At 36.5% G+C, this 16,147-nt stretch carries 17 protein-coding genes and 1 tRNA gene; 13 read left to right on the top strand and 5 right to left on the bottom strand.

What is annotated here, in order from left to right; all coding sequences use genetic code 11:
• The 3 genes from VNJ50_RS09260 to VNJ50_RS09250 all read right to left on the bottom strand — a co-directional run.
• Positions 1–630: M56 family metallopeptidase (locus VNJ50_RS09260; RefSeq protein ID WP_325581167.1), on the bottom strand; the 630-nt coding region annotated here is incomplete at its 3' end.
• An 83-nt stretch (positions 631–713) separates the two neighbouring features.
• A complete protein-coding gene (locus VNJ50_RS09255; RefSeq protein WP_325581165.1) occupies positions 714–1,079 on the bottom strand; it encodes a BlaI/MecI/CopY family transcriptional regulator in 366 nt (121 codons plus the stop codon).
• Positions 1,080–1,470: 391 nt separating this feature from the next.
• Complete coding sequence (locus VNJ50_RS09250; RefSeq protein ID WP_325581163.1) at positions 1,471–2,859, bottom strand: dipeptidase; 1,389 nt, start codon at positions 2,857–2,859, stop codon at positions 1,471–1,473.
• 211 nt (positions 2,860–3,070) lie between these two features.
• Here VNJ50_RS09250 and VNJ50_RS09245 point away from each other — a divergent pair.
• From VNJ50_RS09245 to VNJ50_RS09185, 13 genes are all read left to right on the top strand, one after another.
• Positions 3,071–3,152 (top strand) — tRNA-Leu (locus VNJ50_RS09245).
• Between the two features lie 284 nt (positions 3,153–3,436).
• Positions 3,437–4,492 (top strand): Fe(3+) ABC transporter substrate-binding protein, encoded by a 1,056-nt coding sequence (locus VNJ50_RS09240; RefSeq protein WP_325581161.1) that lies wholly within the window; start codon positions 3,437–3,439, stop codon positions 4,490–4,492.
• Positions 4,473–6,137: an iron ABC transporter permease gene (locus tag VNJ50_RS09235; RefSeq protein ID WP_325581169.1), complete on the top strand. Its 1,665-nt coding sequence runs from the start codon at positions 4,473–4,475 to the stop codon at positions 6,135–6,137. The genes VNJ50_RS09240 and VNJ50_RS09235 overlap by 20 nt, the downstream gene beginning before the upstream one ends.
• 2 nt (positions 6,138–6,139) lie before the next feature.
• Positions 6,140–7,147 (top strand): ABC transporter ATP-binding protein, encoded by a 1,008-nt coding sequence (locus tag VNJ50_RS09230; protein ID WP_325581159.1) that lies wholly within the window; start codon positions 6,140–6,142, stop codon positions 7,145–7,147.
• Between the two features lie 726 nt (positions 7,148–7,873).
• Entirely contained in the window at positions 7,874–9,679 is a 1,806-nt protein-coding gene (locus VNJ50_RS09225) for a cbb3-type cytochrome c oxidase subunit I (RefSeq protein WP_325581157.1), read from the top strand.
• 14 nt (positions 9,680–9,693) lie between these two features.
• Positions 9,694–10,704 carry a cbb3-type cytochrome c oxidase subunit II gene (locus tag VNJ50_RS09220; protein WP_325581155.1) on the top strand — a complete coding sequence of 337 codons (1,011 nt, stop codon included), beginning with the start codon at positions 9,694–9,696 and terminating at the stop codon, positions 10,702–10,704.
• A 3-nt stretch (positions 10,705–10,707) separates the two neighbouring features.
• Positions 10,708–10,977, top strand: coding sequence for a hypothetical protein (locus tag VNJ50_RS09215; protein WP_325581153.1), 270 nt, complete (start codon positions 10,708–10,710; stop codon positions 10,975–10,977).
• Between the two features lie 3 nt (positions 10,978–10,980).
• The gene (locus VNJ50_RS09210; protein WP_325581151.1) at positions 10,981–11,403 is read left to right on the top strand and encodes a cytochrome C; all 423 of its coding nucleotides are present in this window, start codon (positions 10,981–10,983) and stop codon (positions 11,401–11,403) included.
• Positions 11,404–11,405: 2 nt separating this feature from the next.
• Positions 11,406–11,771, top strand: coding sequence for a group III truncated hemoglobin (locus VNJ50_RS09205; protein WP_325581149.1), 366 nt, complete (start codon positions 11,406–11,408; stop codon positions 11,769–11,771).
• Positions 11,772–12,271: 500 nt separating this feature from the next.
• Entirely contained in the window at positions 12,272–12,616 is a 345-nt protein-coding gene (locus VNJ50_RS09200) for a cupin domain-containing protein (RefSeq protein ID WP_325581148.1), read from the top strand.
• 105 nt (positions 12,617–12,721) lie between these two features.
• The gene (locus VNJ50_RS09195; protein WP_325581146.1) at positions 12,722–13,138 is read left to right on the top strand and encodes an OsmC family protein; all 417 of its coding nucleotides are present in this window, start codon (positions 12,722–12,724) and stop codon (positions 13,136–13,138) included.
• Positions 13,139–13,165: 27 nt separating this feature from the next.
• The gene (locus VNJ50_RS09190; RefSeq protein ID WP_325581144.1) at positions 13,166–13,807 is read left to right on the top strand and encodes a carboxymuconolactone decarboxylase family protein; all 642 of its coding nucleotides are present in this window, start codon (positions 13,166–13,168) and stop codon (positions 13,805–13,807) included.
• Positions 13,808–14,067: 260 nt separating this feature from the next.
• Positions 14,068–14,394, top strand: a complete 327-nt coding sequence (locus VNJ50_RS09185; protein ID WP_325581142.1) for a 2Fe-2S iron-sulfur cluster-binding protein — start codon at positions 14,068–14,070, stop codon at positions 14,392–14,394.
• Between the two features lie 40 nt (positions 14,395–14,434).
• Here the strand turns inward: VNJ50_RS09185 and VNJ50_RS09180 are convergent, their stop codons facing one another.
• Positions 14,435–14,971: a type ISP restriction/modification enzyme gene (locus VNJ50_RS09180; protein WP_325581140.1), complete on the bottom strand. Its 537-nt coding sequence runs from the start codon at positions 14,969–14,971 to the stop codon at positions 14,435–14,437.
• 100 nt (positions 14,972–15,071) lie between these two features.
• Positions 15,072–15,836: an exodeoxyribonuclease III gene (locus VNJ50_RS09175; protein ID WP_325581139.1), complete on the bottom strand. Its 765-nt coding sequence runs from the start codon at positions 15,834–15,836 to the stop codon at positions 15,072–15,074.
• Positions 15,837–16,147 lie beyond the last annotated feature (311 nt).

Genomic DNA, 16,147 nt, shown 5'->3' with positions numbered 1-16,147 from the left:
CAATTTTGGTTCGGTAACATTTGATGAGAATGTCAATAATAATTGTTGGTATATGGAAGGCTCAATGCCTTGTTTTAGAACGGCTTCGTCCGCCAAAAACTCATGGTTCATTTTTATAAATTGCTTCATGAAATAAATGAGCGGATTGAACCAAAATAAAATATGTAAAAGTTCAATTAGCAAAATATCAATACTGTGTTTCTGTTTGGCATGCGCTTTTTCGTGAATGAAAACTTCTTTTGGAATTTGTTGAGTTTCAAACTTTTGTTGATTTAAAAAAATATATCTAAAAAAGGTGTGTGGTACAATCAAATCAGATAATAAAACAAAGGTAAAATCGTGCGTTTTGCGTTTTGGATTTTGTTTTATTCTAAACAGTATTTTAGATAAATTCAGAATAAACTTGATTCCGAAAAGTATTACACCAATTCCATAAATGCTTAAAAGTATGATTGGCAGATAGTTGAAAGGTTTTTTTGTGATTTCCTGTTCGATGTCAACTACGAGATAAGTTTTAATTTCCGTGAAATTTGAAACAACTGGTTCTATGTAAGTTGTAAATGTAATCAGTGGAATTGTTAGGGCAATCAAAATAGCGGCCAATAGATAATAGCGTTTTAGTTGATGCATCTTTTCTTTCTCCAAAAACAATTTATAGAACACTATAAAAATGAATAAACAGATACTAAATTTTAAGAGGTATATTAACATAGCTATTTGTTTTTGAGTTCTTTATCAATGATGTTTCGTAAGTCCTCTAACTCTTCTTTAGTCAAATCTGTTTCTTTCGTAAAAAAAGAAGCAAATTGAGAAGCACTGTCGTTAAAGAATGTTTTGATTAATGAATTGACGTGTTTTGAGAAATAGTCTTTCTTTTTTACCAATGGAAAATATTCGCGTGAGTTACCAAATAACTCATAGCTAATGAATTTTTTGTCCGTCATTCTTTTTAGAAGAGTGGCAACTGTTGTTGTTGCCGGTTTTGGTTCTGGATAGGCTTCCAATAAATCTTTCATAAATGCTTTTTCAAGTTTCCAGAGATGGTTCATTAATTCTTCTTCAGTTTTTGTCAATTGCATTGCTCTACGTTTTTAGAATGTGTTCTACAAATGTAGAATAAAAATCAACATATGCAATAAAATATTTGTTTTTTTTGTGTTATAGGTCTATAAAATGAGAAGTTATCTTTGAAAAAAATGGAATTAAAAAGCCACAAATCCACAAATGTCTTTAAAACGTATTCGTGTATTGGTGGCTTTTAAACTTTGCGTCTTTTGCGCCTCTGCGAGAAATATTTCACAGAGTTTCACTGAGGTTGCGCTGAGATTCACAGAGTTTTTTTAGACATTCCCGATAGCGATCGGAATCACTAATTGCATGGATTAAAAAAAATGAATCGAAATGAAAAAGCCACAAATTCGTGAACTTGTGGCTTTTAAATCTTGCGCCTCAGCGCCTCAGTGAGAAAAATTATTTACTCAATTCCGTAAAATACTTATAAAACAAAGGAATCGTTGCAATGCCTTTCAAATAATTCCAAATCCCGAAATGTTCGTTAGGCGAGTGGATGGCATCACTGTCAAGACCAAAGCCCATCAAAATGGTTTTGCTTTTTAATTCTTGTTCAAATAATGCCACAATCGGAATACTGCCGCCACTACGTTGTGGAATTGGCGTTTTTCCAAAAGTGTCCTCATAAGCTTTCGATGCCGCTTGGTAACCAATACTGTCAATTGGCGTCACATAACCTTGTCCGCCGTGATGTGGTTTTACAACAACGGTCACCCCTTTTGGGGCCAGACTTTCAAAATGTTTTTTGAACAGCTCAGTAATTTCTTCCCAATCTTGATTTGGTACCAATCGCATGGAGATTTTTGCAAATGCCTTACTGGCGATTACGGTTTTGGCGCCTTCACCCGTATAACCGCCCCAAATGCCGTTGACATCTAAAGTTGGTCTTATCGAATTACGCTCGTTGGTAGTGTAGCCCTTTTCACCATAAACAGCTTCAATATCTAAAGCTTTTTTATAATCTTCCAATGAAAATGGCGCTTTTGCCATTTGTGCACGCTCTTCTTCCGATAAGTTTTCAACTTTATCATAAAACCCTGGAATGGTGATGTGATTATTTTCGTCGTGTAAAGCGGCAATCATCTTGGTCAATACATTGATCGGATTGGCGACTGCGCCACCATACAATCCTGAATGTAAATCTCTGTTTGGTCCTGTCACTTCTACTTCCACATAACTCAATCCTCTTAATCCAGTAGTAATAGAAGGCGTGTCTTTAGAAATCATGCCCGTATCGGAAATTAAAATGACATCATTTTTAAGTTTCTCTTGATTATTTTTTACAAATTTTGCAAGATTGACACTGCCTACTTCTTCTTCGCCTTCAATCATAAACTTGACATTGCATGGCAATTGATTAGTAGAAGTCATAAACTCCAAAGCTTTAACGTGCATGTACATTTGTCCTTTATCATCGCAAGCGCCACGGGCAAAAATGGCACCTTCTGGATGAAGCTCTGTTTTTTTAATGACCGGTTCAAACGGCGGCGAGGTCCATAATTCAATTGGATCTGCCGGTTGTACATCATAATGGCCATAAACTAAGACGGTTGGAAGGTTTTTGTCGATAATTTTTTCGCCATAAACGATTGGATAGCCTTCGGTTTCACATATTTCAACATGGTCACATCCTGCGTTTTCTAAGCTTTTTTTGACTTCTTCGGCAGTTTTTAAAACATCTTTTTTAAAAGCTGAATCGGCACTAACCGATGGAATTTTAAGAAGTTCAACAAGTTCATTGATAAAGCGATCTTTATTTTTTTCTACGTAATTATCTATATTTTGCATAATTGTTTTTTAAATCATTTCTTCTATCGAAGAAACTGGTTTTTTATTGATGGTCAAAAGTACAAAAAATGATATGAATTTTATGGCGCAAGTTATTTGTATATTCCAAGGAATGTTTATATTTGCATCCCGATTCCGAGAATCTTTCGGAACATAAGTAAGATGTGTATTGACTTTAAATGACATGTTAAACTTAGGGAATAGTGAAAAAGCGGGCGTGGTGGAATTGGTAGACACGCTAGACTTAGGATCTAGTGCCGCGAGGTGTGGGAGTTCGAGTCTCCCCGCCCGCACTTTTTCAGAGACAGTATTGTCATTAAAAGCCTCTAATTTTTAGAGGCTTTTTTATTTGACTATGATATATGTCATAATTTCTACAGCGATTTTTATTTTTTTACACATTTTATCTTTTTTATATTTTCCTAAATAAGTCCTGATAATCATTATGTTGTGTAGAAGGTCATATCGTAGGCTCATGGTTCTTAATGCTTAGGTTGACTTACGAACGCACTTTGTGACAATAACTCTTATTTATATTCATTCTAAGTTGTTATCTTTGCATTTTAAAAATAATCTCATGAAGAAACTATTATTAACCATAACTGCAATTTCGCTGTTGGTTGCCTGTAAAAACGAAGGCGAAAAGAAAGAGAATTCAACAGTACAAGAAGCTTCAAAAGAGCAAGTTGTCAATGTATATACGCACCGTCATTATGAATCTGATCAAGATATCTTTGAAAGGTTTGAAAAGAAAACTGGTATTAAGGTAAAAGTTATCAATGCTAGTGCTGATGAGTTGATTCAGAAAATGAAAATGGAAGGAGCGCAATCGCCTGCAGATGTTTTGATTACTGTGGATGCTGGACGTTTAACCCGCGCAAAAGATTTGGAATTATTACAAAGTATAGATTCTGAGATCTTAAAAACTTCAATTCCTGAACACTTAAGAGATGTTGATGACCAATGGTTTGGATTGACCAAAAGAGCACGGATTATTGCTTATGCAAAAGACAGAGTGTCACCAGAAGACCTTTCTACCTATGAGGATTTGATTAATAAAAAGTGGAAAGGGAAAATATTGGTGAGATCATCATCTAATATTTATAACCAGTCGTTAATGGCTTCCATTATAGCTAATGATGGCGATGAATTTGCTAAAGAATGGGCTGAAGGCATTGTAGCAAATATGGGTCGTTCACCAAAAGGTTCCGATCGCGATCAAGTAAAAGCTATTGTTGCCGGAGAAGGCGATTTGACCATTGTGAACTCTTATTATATTGGCCGAATGTTGAACTCTCCAGACCCTGAAGAGGTAAAAGCCGCCAATCAGGTGGGCTTGTATTTCCCTAATCAAAATGATAGAGGAACACATATTAATGTGAGTGGTGCAGGTGTTGCCAAACATGCGCCAAACAAAGAAAATGCCATTCTGTTTATTGAGTTTTTAATTAGCGAAGAGGCACAGCAAATATTTACAAATTCCAATTACGAGTATCCTGTGCTGGCAAATGTACCGCCTGTTGAGACTATTAAAAATTGGGGGAATTTTAAAGAAGACGATTTAGCATTGGTTAAATTGGGAGAAAACAATAAAAAAGCAGTGTTGATTTTTGATGAAGCAGGTTGGAAATAAGCAGCATGTGTTTTCCTTAAAAACGAGGTTACAAAGACTTAAAAGAGATGGAAACAAATGGTCAGTTTTTACACTGGCCATCGTTTTTTTCTTGGCTTTGCCCATTATGTTTATTGGCGTAAAGCTTTTTTCTGGACCTGGTGAAACTTGGAGCCATATTGTTGACTATTTGTTGCCAGAATACATTTGGAATTCTTTGTATCTGGTTCTGGTTTGTAGTATTCTTGCCTTGATTTTTGGAATTTCATCAGCGTGGTTTGTGTCGCGTTTTGAATTCCCATTGCGCAAACAATTGGAGTGGTTGTTAATCTTGCCATTGGCAATTCCATCTTATATTGTTGGTTATGCTTATGCCGGAATTTTTGATTACGGTGGGAGTTTAGATTTGCTGTTCAGACAAATGGATTTCGATTTTATTCGGATTGATATCATGAATAAAGCCGGACTTGCATTTGTATTGAGCATTTCATTGTTTCCATATGTTTATGTTAGTGCCAGGGCATTTTTTTTAAACCAAGCCAATAATCTTTTTGAAGCATCAAAAATGTTGGGCGTCAGTGAAGGAAAGTCTTTCTTTAAATTAATGTTGCCATTGGCGCGTCCCGCTATTGTTGCAGGATTGGTCTTAGTGTGGATGGAGGTGTTAAACGATTATGGCGCAGCTAGTTATTATGGCGTCAATACGTTTACAACAGGTATATTCAGATCGTGGTTTTCACTCGAAGAACCAGAAACTGCTGTATATTTATCAGCATTATTAATTGCTATTATTTTTGCACTGATCCTTTTTGAAAAGTGGCAAGCGCGTAAAGTAAAGTTTACTTCTGCTAAAACCAATAGCACACAAATGCAGCGCAGAGTCCTAACAAAATCTATGAAATGTCTCCTCTTTTGTGTTGTGTTTTTGCCTGTGCTTTTAGGATTTGTTTTGCCATTATTACAGTTGATTTATTGGGCCGTATTGACAGCATCCACTGTTTTTGATTTGAAATTTTTGATCACTTCCCTTCAAAGTTTTGGGATTGCAATGGCATCTTCAATTATTACAGTGTTTTTCGCCCTATTACTCATTTATTTTTCTAAATGGAGTACGCTTCGTTTTATAAAAAATATTGCCAGAATAGGCGTTTTGGGATATGCTATTCCAGGAGCGGTTATCGCCATCGGGATTATGCTGCCTACATTGGCATTGGACAAATGGCTGATAAAAATTCTTGGTGATTTTGGCATCACCTCCGGATTTATCATTAATGGTACTTTGATTGCTTTGTTTTATGCCTATGCCGTTAGGTTTTTGGCTGTGGCATATAATCCTATTGATTCTACGGCACTAAAAGTTGATAGTTCAATTTCTGATTCGTCCAAGGTTTTGGGTGTTGGTAATTTAAAGACCTTTTTTAAAATTGAATTTCCATTGATTAAAACTGGTGTATTCAGTGCCATTATCTTGGTTTTTATTGATGTGATGAAAGAATTGCCCTTAACGCTTATCCTAAAACCTTATCATATAGATACTTTAGCCGTAAAAGCATTTGAATATGCTAGTGACGAAATGGTCATGGAAGCGTCAATCCCATCTCTTTTCATTATCTTTACAGCTATGATTCCAGTGATATTTTTAAATAAATTATTGATCAAGAAATAACCATGTTAACAATAGAATCTCTTTCCAAAAGTTTTGATAATGGCAAAAGTTATGCCTTAGAAGATGTGACCTTTAGTTTAAAGGCAGGACAAGTGTGTGCCATTGTTGGAGAGAGTGGAAGTGGAAAAACAACTTTGGTGCGTTTAATTGCCGGTCTTGAACGGCCAGATCTTGGCACCGTTAAAATGGATGGAAAAGTAATGGCATCGTTAGGAAAGTTTGTTCAGCCTGAAAAACGAAAAATCGGATTGGTCTTTCAGGAATATGCGCTTTTCCCACATTTGACGGTTTTGGACAATGTACTTTATGGTATTTCAAAAGTTAAAAACAAGAAGGAAAGAGCACAAAAAATGCTCACTTTGGTTGGGCTGGAAGATATGGGCCAGCGTTATCCGCACCAACTTTCGGGAGGGCAACAACAACGTGTGGCATTGGCACGCGCACTGGCACCAGAACCCGAATTGTTGATTTTGGATGAACCTTTTAGTAATCTCGATGCGATGTTGCGTACGCAGTTGCGTAATGAAGTGTTTGATATTATTAGAAAAACGAAAGTTTCTGTTTTATTTGTTACACATGACACCCAAGATGCACTTTCTGTAGCCGATGAGATTTTGATTTTACAAAATGGTAAAGTCGTTCAAAAAGATGCTGCATCCAATCTTTACGTCAACCCCAATACCTTATATGTAGCCTCATTATTTGGAAGCACGGTTCGTATCAATAAAAATTTGCAAAATGCTTTTAAATGCCCACTAAAGGAAACCTGTTGTCATGCCATTCGAAACGAAAAAATTAAAGTAAATCCTTCCTCGGGCGATTTTGACTGTGAATATATCACAAGCGCTAAGGTCATTAAAAAGATTGAATTGGGAGATTCGGTCCAGTTATTATTGAAGTTGGAATCTGGCGAGCAGTTAACCGTTATGACGCAAGATAAGAATATTGAGGATACGATCAATATCGGATTTAATTCCAAGGATATTCTTGAGTTTGATCAAGAACGCTAATTTATTTTCTTCATAAAACAACATTTATCGCCAATTTTAAAGATTGGTTTAAAAATTTATTGTGGGTTTTTCTTTGATCTTTAGTGATATATGAGTGTCTATTCTCGTTTTCAGTTATTTTATTCTTTTTAGATAGACGGTAATTTCTACGTATTCCAGATTGACCTGGATATAGATTTGTTTTTTAACATTTTAATCTCGGATAAATTTGTCTGATATGTGAGCAGTCGTTATCTTTGTATTATGAAGTCAGGTATCTACTTTCTAAATATTACGATTATGGCATTTATGGCCGTGAGTTCTACGTGCATTATTAGGTGCGAGGAACAAATGTAAGTCCTAGGGAAATTGCGTCAAAAGTCAATTTCACCTATCACTTTATCTGTAAGAACATTTTTTATTAATTGGTTGGACGTTGTCAATCCGCTTTCAACAACGTATTCCTTTTAATGTTTAAAAAACATTTCGGAAGATGGTGCTTATCACGTATCCTCTCTGGTGTTTTTGACGATGGCTTTATTTGTTAATAATGAATATTTAAACTCGGCCAATTGATTGATGATAAATCTTGTATTTAATACAAGTGACTTTTGGGCACCTACTGTGAAGGGACAAGCTGATGAAACACTTACTATTCTGATTTTTAATTGGTTAATAAAAGTGTGTGGCTATTTTTAAAATGACAATTTTTTTTAAACGAGTACCTATCAAAATAATTTAAATTTTATGAGAAAATATAAAATTGCAATCTTGTTGTTTATAATGGTTCTCCCTAGCTTATTACATGCGCAGGAGAAAATAACGACTGATAATTGGCTTTCCAGCCCCGGAATTATTGGGACTTTTATCTTAATAGCCTTTGTAATGATCATTGCGATTATTATCCTATTTGTAAAAATTAATGGTTATATCGATACCCTAAAGCGGCGCCAACTTCAAAAAAATCAAATCGCATTGGATGATGAAATTATAGGACTGGATAGTAGTGCCATTGACGTTATTCTTGAAAAACGCAAGGCTGCATTAAAATACAAATTGAAAGGTGATGAATTGGGCGGACACGGTATTGCCCTTGATGAGAAAGGCTTGTTGCATCATGTAGAACGTGAGCCGGGGAATGCTTATTTTGATGAAAAGAAAAAGACGACACTTAGCATTGAGACGCCACAGGAATTAAAGAAAATTGTGATTTACTATATTGGTGCTGCTGCATTTTGGTTGGTGTTGGGTACTCTGATTGGCCAATATTTAGGAATGAAGTTTATTTGGCCCGAAATGGACCATCAACCTTGGCTTAGTTTTGGTCGTTTGCGTCCGGTACATACCAATATGGTATTTTGGGGATGGTCGTCGTTGGCTATGATTGGCCTGGGCTATTTTGTAATCGCCAGAACTTCCAATAATAAAGTGTACAGTTATACTTGGGCTTGGATAGGATGGCGACTTATCAATCTTACGATTATTGTCGGAACTTTCTGTTTGATGGCAGGACTTAATAATGGCGGTGGCGAGTACAGAGAATATATCTGGCCGGTGATGTTAATGTTTGCAGTTGGTTTGATAATCACGCTTGTCAATTATTATAAAACGGTGGCAACCCGAAAAATTTCTGAAATATACATTTCCAATTGGTTCATACTTGCTTCTTTAATATGGACCATTGTTTTGACGACTATTGGATATCTGCCATTTTATCAAGACGGTTTGGGCGAAACTGTAATCCAAGGGTATTATATGCACCAAGGGGTGGGCATGTGGTTTATGACTTTTACTTTAGGTTTGGTGTATTATTACCTTCCTTCCTCATTGAATAAACCCATTTATTCGTATTCATTGGGTGTTTTGGCGTTTTGGACGCAAATGTTGTTTTATACCATGATCGGAACACATCACTTTGTCTTCAGTCCGTTGCCTTGGTGGCTGCAAACTATTGCTATTGTGTTTAGTGCAGGGATGGCAATTCCGGTAATTGCGGGTTCAACTAACTTTTTCATGACCATGAAAGGCAGTTGGAACCATATTTCAAAAAGTTATGTACTGCCATTCTTCTTGGTAGGAACCGTTTTTTATTTTGTCGGTTCGATGCAGGGCAGTTTACAGGCATTCCGTTTTACCAATTTTGTTTGGCACTTTAATGATTTTAATGTGGCCCACTCGCACATGACCATGTACGGTATTATTGCGTTCTTTTTATGGGCAGCGATCTATGCTATTTTGCCAAAATTGACCGGAAAGGAACCTTCCCAAGTATTTGTTGGTGCACATTTTTGGTTGGCTTTCATCGGTCTTTTTGCCTATATGATGTCGCTTATGGCTGGTGGTACCTTACGGGGATTAAGTTGGATTGATGGTAATCCGTTTATCGAATCGGTCATATTAATGCAGCCTTATTGGGTGTGGCGTTCTGTGGGTGGTTCGTTAATGTTTGTGTCGCACTTGGTGTTTGCTTATAACTTTTATTATATGATCAAAGGCTTTAACAAGGTCGATCCTAAAGTACAAGCTAAAAAAGTAGAAGAAATAACTGTCTAAATTATACATAAAACATGCTTAATTTTCATAAAGAACATAGAAACTTAGTGCTTACGGCAGGTGGTGTATTTATTGCCTTAAGTACGCTCATTGCAATACTTCCTGCTGTTCAAATGCAAAGAACGGAACCCATTCCTGATGAAAAGCCATTGACAGCGAATGAACGCGAAGGCCTTCATGTTTATGTAGCGGAAAACTGTATGGCTTGCCATACGCAACAGGTGCGTAATATTGAAATGGATAAGGTTTGGGGCAATAGGCCATCCATTCCTTCGGATTATTATTATAGTAAAAAACGAATGGATTTTTGGCGACAATCGCCATCGGTTTTAGGAAGTGAACGCACCGGTCCAGATTTGACCAATATTGGAAATCGTCAACCCAGTGAAGATTGGCACTTGCTTCATCTCTATAATCCGAGAGCCGTAGTTTCAGCATCGGTCATGCCATCTTATCCGTGGTTGTTTAGAGAAGTGGATAGTGCTGCTGTTAGAAAAGACGATAAGATTGTGGCGGTTCCAAAGACTTTATTCGATAAACCTGGCCGTAAGATTATAGCTTCGTATGATGCTTTACGTTTAGTGGATTATTTAAAATATTTAAAACAAACACCGCTGCCAGGTGATAATAATGACGACTTTATTCCAGCACTCAAAAAAATCCAAGCTGAGCGTGCTGAAAGTGGTACCGCTCAAGGTTTGGATGGTGGTAAACTTTATTCACAAGTTTGTGCGGCATGTCATCAAGAAACTGGTAAAGGTATTGCGGGCGCATTTCCGCCATTGGCAGGAAGTACGATTGTTAATGATCCAAACTCAGAAACACTGATTAGAGTGGTCTTGCAAGGGTATGATGCCCGTACCGATTTTGGAGTCATGCCACCATTTGGCGATCAACTTACCGATGCTGAAATCGCAGCCATACTAACCCATGAACGAAGTAGCTGGGGCAATGATGCGGCTCCGGTTACAGAGGAAGATGTGGCAAAAATCAGACAATATGTAGAAATGGAACTAAATAAATAGACAATGAAAAAAAGAGCTTTATTAGTGGCGTGGCTGTTTTTCTTTGGTCAATATATGGCCTTTGCTTGCGATTTGTGCAAGGAAAATCAACCCAAAGGATTTGAAAATATTACCCATGGCGCTGGGCCATCCGGAGATTTTGATTATTATATTATTTGGGGAGCTGTAATTATTGTGGCGTTTACTTTGTTTTATAGTCTTAAATATTTAATAAACCCTAAAGAAAATAATCCAGATCATATCAAGAACATTGTTAAAAACCAAGGATTTTAAACTATGGAAGATAATAGAATCGTAAAAGTTTTTTTGGACGACAATCCGCAGCCGTTCGCATCCTTTGCGCCACCGGTCAAAATTGTATTGGATACGACAAAAATCCCTGATGGTAATCATACCTTGAAAATTATAGCAAAATCGTCCAATAATGTGGAAGGCATTCGCGAAATTCCGTTCGTAGTTCGTAATGGCCCGGCAATTTCGGTGGTGGGTTTAAAGGAAAACGAAACGGTAGATGCACAAATACCTATTACCATCAATGCCTATGGAAGTGAAACTTCCGACTTTTTTGTCATCAGAGGTTCAGAAACCCCAAAGGCCATTCCTGCTTGGGTCTGGGCATTGCTTATTATTTTTATAGCTTTCGGATTGTTCTATCTCATCATGTATTGGGATCCGAAACTTTATAAATCGTTTGTGTAAGTATGGAGAAGGAAATTTTACATCTAGAGGATATTAAAATCCTTGTTGATTCTTTTTATGGTAAAGTGCGTAAGGACGAACTTTTGGCACCCATTTTTAATGAAGTGATCCAGGATCGTTGGCCTGCGCACATGGAAACGATGTACACGTTTTGGCAAACGCTTTTACTTGGCGAGCGGACGTATAAAGGCCATCCTTTTGCACCACATGCCAATCTGTTTATTACTAAAATCCATTTTGATAGGTGGCTCGAATTATTTTATAAAACCGTCAACGATAATTTTGAAGGCGAAAAAGCCGAAGAAGCCAAATGGCGTGCTTCCCGTATTGCCGAGGTTTTTCAGATGCGACTTGAAATGTATCAGTAGGAAGACGTTTTGGGTTTGAATAAGGAAAAATAGAGCATAGAAAATAGAATATTGACCAAAGAACTAAGATTTTCTAGTTTTAACTATTTTTCTCCGTGAATCTCTCTGTGAAATGACTCTCGCTGAGTCGCATGAGTAGCAAAGATATTTTAGTAAAACTGTGTTATTGCTCTGTGTAATTTGTGTCCAGAAAAAACAGTGTCCATCAGCAAAATCAGTATCATCTGCGTTCTATAGTACTGAACGTTAAAACAAACCCATAACTGATTGTATTTTGGTGTATTTAAGCTGATAAATGATATTTATTATAACAATATTTTAATTCGGATAATTTTGTCCTAATTAAAATTATCTGTAGATTTGTACTTTGGTTTTAAGAGAGGAAAAATAATTTTGAAATGAAAACATCAACATCAAAATACCTTAATCACTCAAAAAAATGAATATTTAAATATGAGATTCCCACTTTCGTGGGAATGATAACAATAAAAATAGCATCTATGAAATTAGCATCTTTAACCAACAATATTGTCTATCACGAAACGCGGCCAACCATCCAAGTATTGATGGAAACCGATAACGGTAAGGAAATACGAATTGCCTTTAAAAAGGGCCAGGTTATGAAAGAACATAAAACACCGTTTTCGATTGTTGTTGAAATTTTTGAGGGCAGTATTGATTTTGGAGTCAACGGACAGATCCACAGTTTGAACAAAGGCGATTTAATTTCGCTCGATGGTGGTGTTCCACACGATTTGACTGCGGTTAGAGATAGTATTGTAAGGTTGAGCCTAAATAAAGGCGATAGTGCGAAACGGGTAGAAGATGTTGCTAAAAATTCTTAATAAAGAGGATAGAGGACGGAAGACGGATGAAATAAAAAAGAGAATTGAAAATACCTATCGTTCAAAAAAATAAGGAATAAAAATAAAGATTAAAAAATAATTATTATGAAACGTACAGCTCATGCCGTTTGGAACGGCTCGTTAAAAGAAGGCGAAGGAAAAATAACCACCCAAAGCAAAGTGTTGAACAATGCACAATATTGTTTCAATTCCCGTTTTGGAGATGCCAAACCCACCAATCCCGATGAATTACTTGCTGCGGCACATGCAGGATGTTTTGCAATGGCTTTAAGCCTTTTTCTTGGAAAAGAGGGCTATACGGCCGATGAACTTGATGTCACTTCAGTGGTCACTATGGATGTTGATAAACTCGAACTCACTGAATCACATTTAACTTTAAAAGCCAAAATTCCAAACATCACTCAAGATAAATTCATGGAATGTGCCAATGCCGCCAAAGATAACTGCCCTGTGAGCAAAGCGTTGAGCTTAAAGATTACTCTGGACGCCCAACTTGTATAGATTCGAAAAATAAATAAAATCACTATTATGAACACCGCACAAAGCTTAGCCCGAAAAAAAGCAGATTTAGCACCTGCACAAATTGAAGCTTGGCGAACTTTTAGCAGAACCGTATTTCAAGAAGGTGCCTTGGATGAAAAAACCAAACAGCTGATTGCCGTTGCCGTTGCACACGTTACGCAATGTCCTTATTGTATTCAGGCCCATACGCCGCAAGCCATGCGCAAGGGCGCCACTAAAGAAGAAATTATGGAAGCTATTTGGGTGGCTGCCGCAGGTAGGGCAAGTAGTTCCTATACGCATGCATCTATTGCTGTAGATGCTATGGAAGGTGTTTTGGAAGAAAAGCCTTCTGCTAAATCTACTCCCGAAATGGCTGTTAAAAAAGCCGATTTAGCACCTGTTCAGGTGGCAGCTTGGCGAACGTTCAGTAATTCTGTTTTTAAAGCCGGTGCGCTGGATGAAAAAACAAAACAATTAATTGCTTTAGGTGTGGCGCACGTGACACAATGCGCCAATTGCATTAAAGGTCATACGTTAACGGCTAGTAAAAAGGGTGCCAGTAAAGAACAAATTATGGAAGCTATTTGGGTGGCGTCCGAAATGCGCGCTGGTGCAGCTTATGCCCACGGGTCTATTGCCATGGAAGAAATGGATAAGTTGCCATAACTATTTTTTTTTTGTTCCATATTGAAAATCATTGATTTAAAAATCTATTTCGTTTTATAAGGAAAATCAATGCCTACTTAATCCCAATCTTAAATCACTAATTATTATTGTGATTAAGGTTGGGATATTTTTTAATATGACGCAGATTAATTGTTTCAAAAGGAAAGATGGAACGTATCTTTAGTAGTTTCGTTCTAATTGCTTACACCTAATTAAATGAAAGTTTTTAGAGCTAATATCAATCTCTTGTAAAATGTTTTATGGAATTTGAAAATTACAGTTTTACCTATATCAATGAGTTTGATGAAACCTACAACATAGCGTTTAAACTTAATGAGTATCATAATTTGATGGAACTGCTTTTTGACAAGTGCATGGAAGATATTGGCGATTGCAAGGGTAGGACATGGTGCGGTACGTGTCATATAAAAATACTTGAAGGTCATCTTTCAGAAAAAATGGATGCGGATGAAAAAGTCACACTTTCAAAATGCGAAGAAGTTTCCGATAAAAGTCGGTTGGCCTGTCAGATTCCTGTTAATGCCGAGTTGAATAATATGGTTTTTAGGATTATGGAACGAACCTGATAAATTTCAACTTTAGATTTTATAAGCTGAAATCTCCTTTTTAAAAGAAATCTGAATTCAGTTTAGCAATTTCGTTTAAAATAGCAGTTGTTTCTTGATCTGTATTTTTCTCTGAATCCTGAAGTTTTAAAAATCGTAATTTTGAACCTAAATCCACCAATTTCCAAAACTGGTCTGTCGTTTTTGGATAGGGTATTTCAAATGTTTTTATTTCTGATGAATTCTTATGTTTGCTATTGACATTTGGCGATTGTGATATAGCAAAGATATAATTCCGAAGGTCTTTAAAATCAAAAACATCCTTAAAGTCGTCACGTACTTCAGGACTATTTGCCAAACAGACCAAGCTGTTTTCATCTTTTTCTGATAGAAACGTTAATTTTAAATCGCTTTCTATTTTTTTGATTGCCGTTTGGTTAATGCCAGCGATGCTTTCGGTAGACCTTAGATTAGTTTGTCCAGGAATATGATCTTTTCGTATTGTATTCAGTGTTTTTAAATTTGGAAAAATAGCTTCGTTTGCAACTGAAAAAGTTGTTTTGCTCGATGAGACTTGATGTTTGTTTTTTGACGTCATACGATTTGGTTTTAGCTTCTGAAACACTAAACACTAATCTATTTGATTTCGTCAATCTGTGAAATTAGTGTCTGAAAATTTTTATCCTTGGCATCCGAAGCTACAAATCAATCTCAAGTCCAATTGGGCAATGATCCGAACCTAGAATATCAGAATAAATGGTCACGGATTTTATTTTATCAGCGAACACTTTACTGACTAAAAAGTAATCAATCCGCCAGCCCGTATTGCGCTCTCGTGCTTTAAATCGGTAACTCCAATACGTATAGGCAACCTCATCGGGATGTAATAATCTGAAAGAGTCAATAAATTGATCTTCTAAAAAATTGTCCATGCCATCAATTTCTACCTGCATATAACCCGCGGTTTTGTTGTAATTGGCTTTGTCGTTTTTAAGGTCAATCGCACGGTGTGCCACGTTAAAATCGCCACAGGCAATAACCGGTTTTGTTTTTTCAAGGTTTTTCAAATAAGCTAAAAAATCGGCATCCCATTGTTGACGATACTCCAAACGTTCCAGTTTTTGTCCAGAATTTGGTACATAAACATTCACCAGAAAAAAATCTTTAAATTCCATGCATTGTACTCGTCCTTCGGTGTCGTGTTCTGCTATGCCCATATCGTTAGCAAAACTTAGGGGTTTGGTTTTACTTAATACGGCTGTGCCCGAATAACCTTTTCTTTGGGCTGAATTGTAATAGTGATGATAACTTTCAAGGGATTGTAACGCTGTTTTGGTTTCATCTAGTTGAGCCTTGGTTTCTTGTAAGCAAAGGACATCAGGGTTCAGTGCTTCAACAGCGTTGAAGAAACTTTTGGTGACAGCGGCGCGTATGCCATTGACATTCCAGGATATAATACGCATGTTTTATTTTTTGATCTTAAAGATACTCCAATTACTTAAAGTCCTGAAAATTTATGGGCTATAATTTTAAAGTAAGGATAGTAATGAGAAAATTTCAAAATCAAAACCGACCTCAATAGAAGTTGACGGTCCTTATATGGTGTTTGGGTATATTGAGGTAAAATAGTGTTGGATTATTATAAAAAACCCCTTTTTAATTCGGATAGATTTCTCCTAATAGAAATTATTAATTATCTTTATAGTGTAATTGTTTCACGTATTTTGGTTTCTGATTTTGTATAGAAATCATCTTTGTTTTAGATGTTGTTTTG

The organism is Gelidibacter sp. (genome assembly GCF_035577925.1).
Taxonomy (GTDB): Bacteria; Bacteroidota; Bacteroidia; order Flavobacteriales; family Flavobacteriaceae; genus Gelidibacter.
This window is presented reverse-complemented; position numbering and strand designations above follow the sequence as displayed.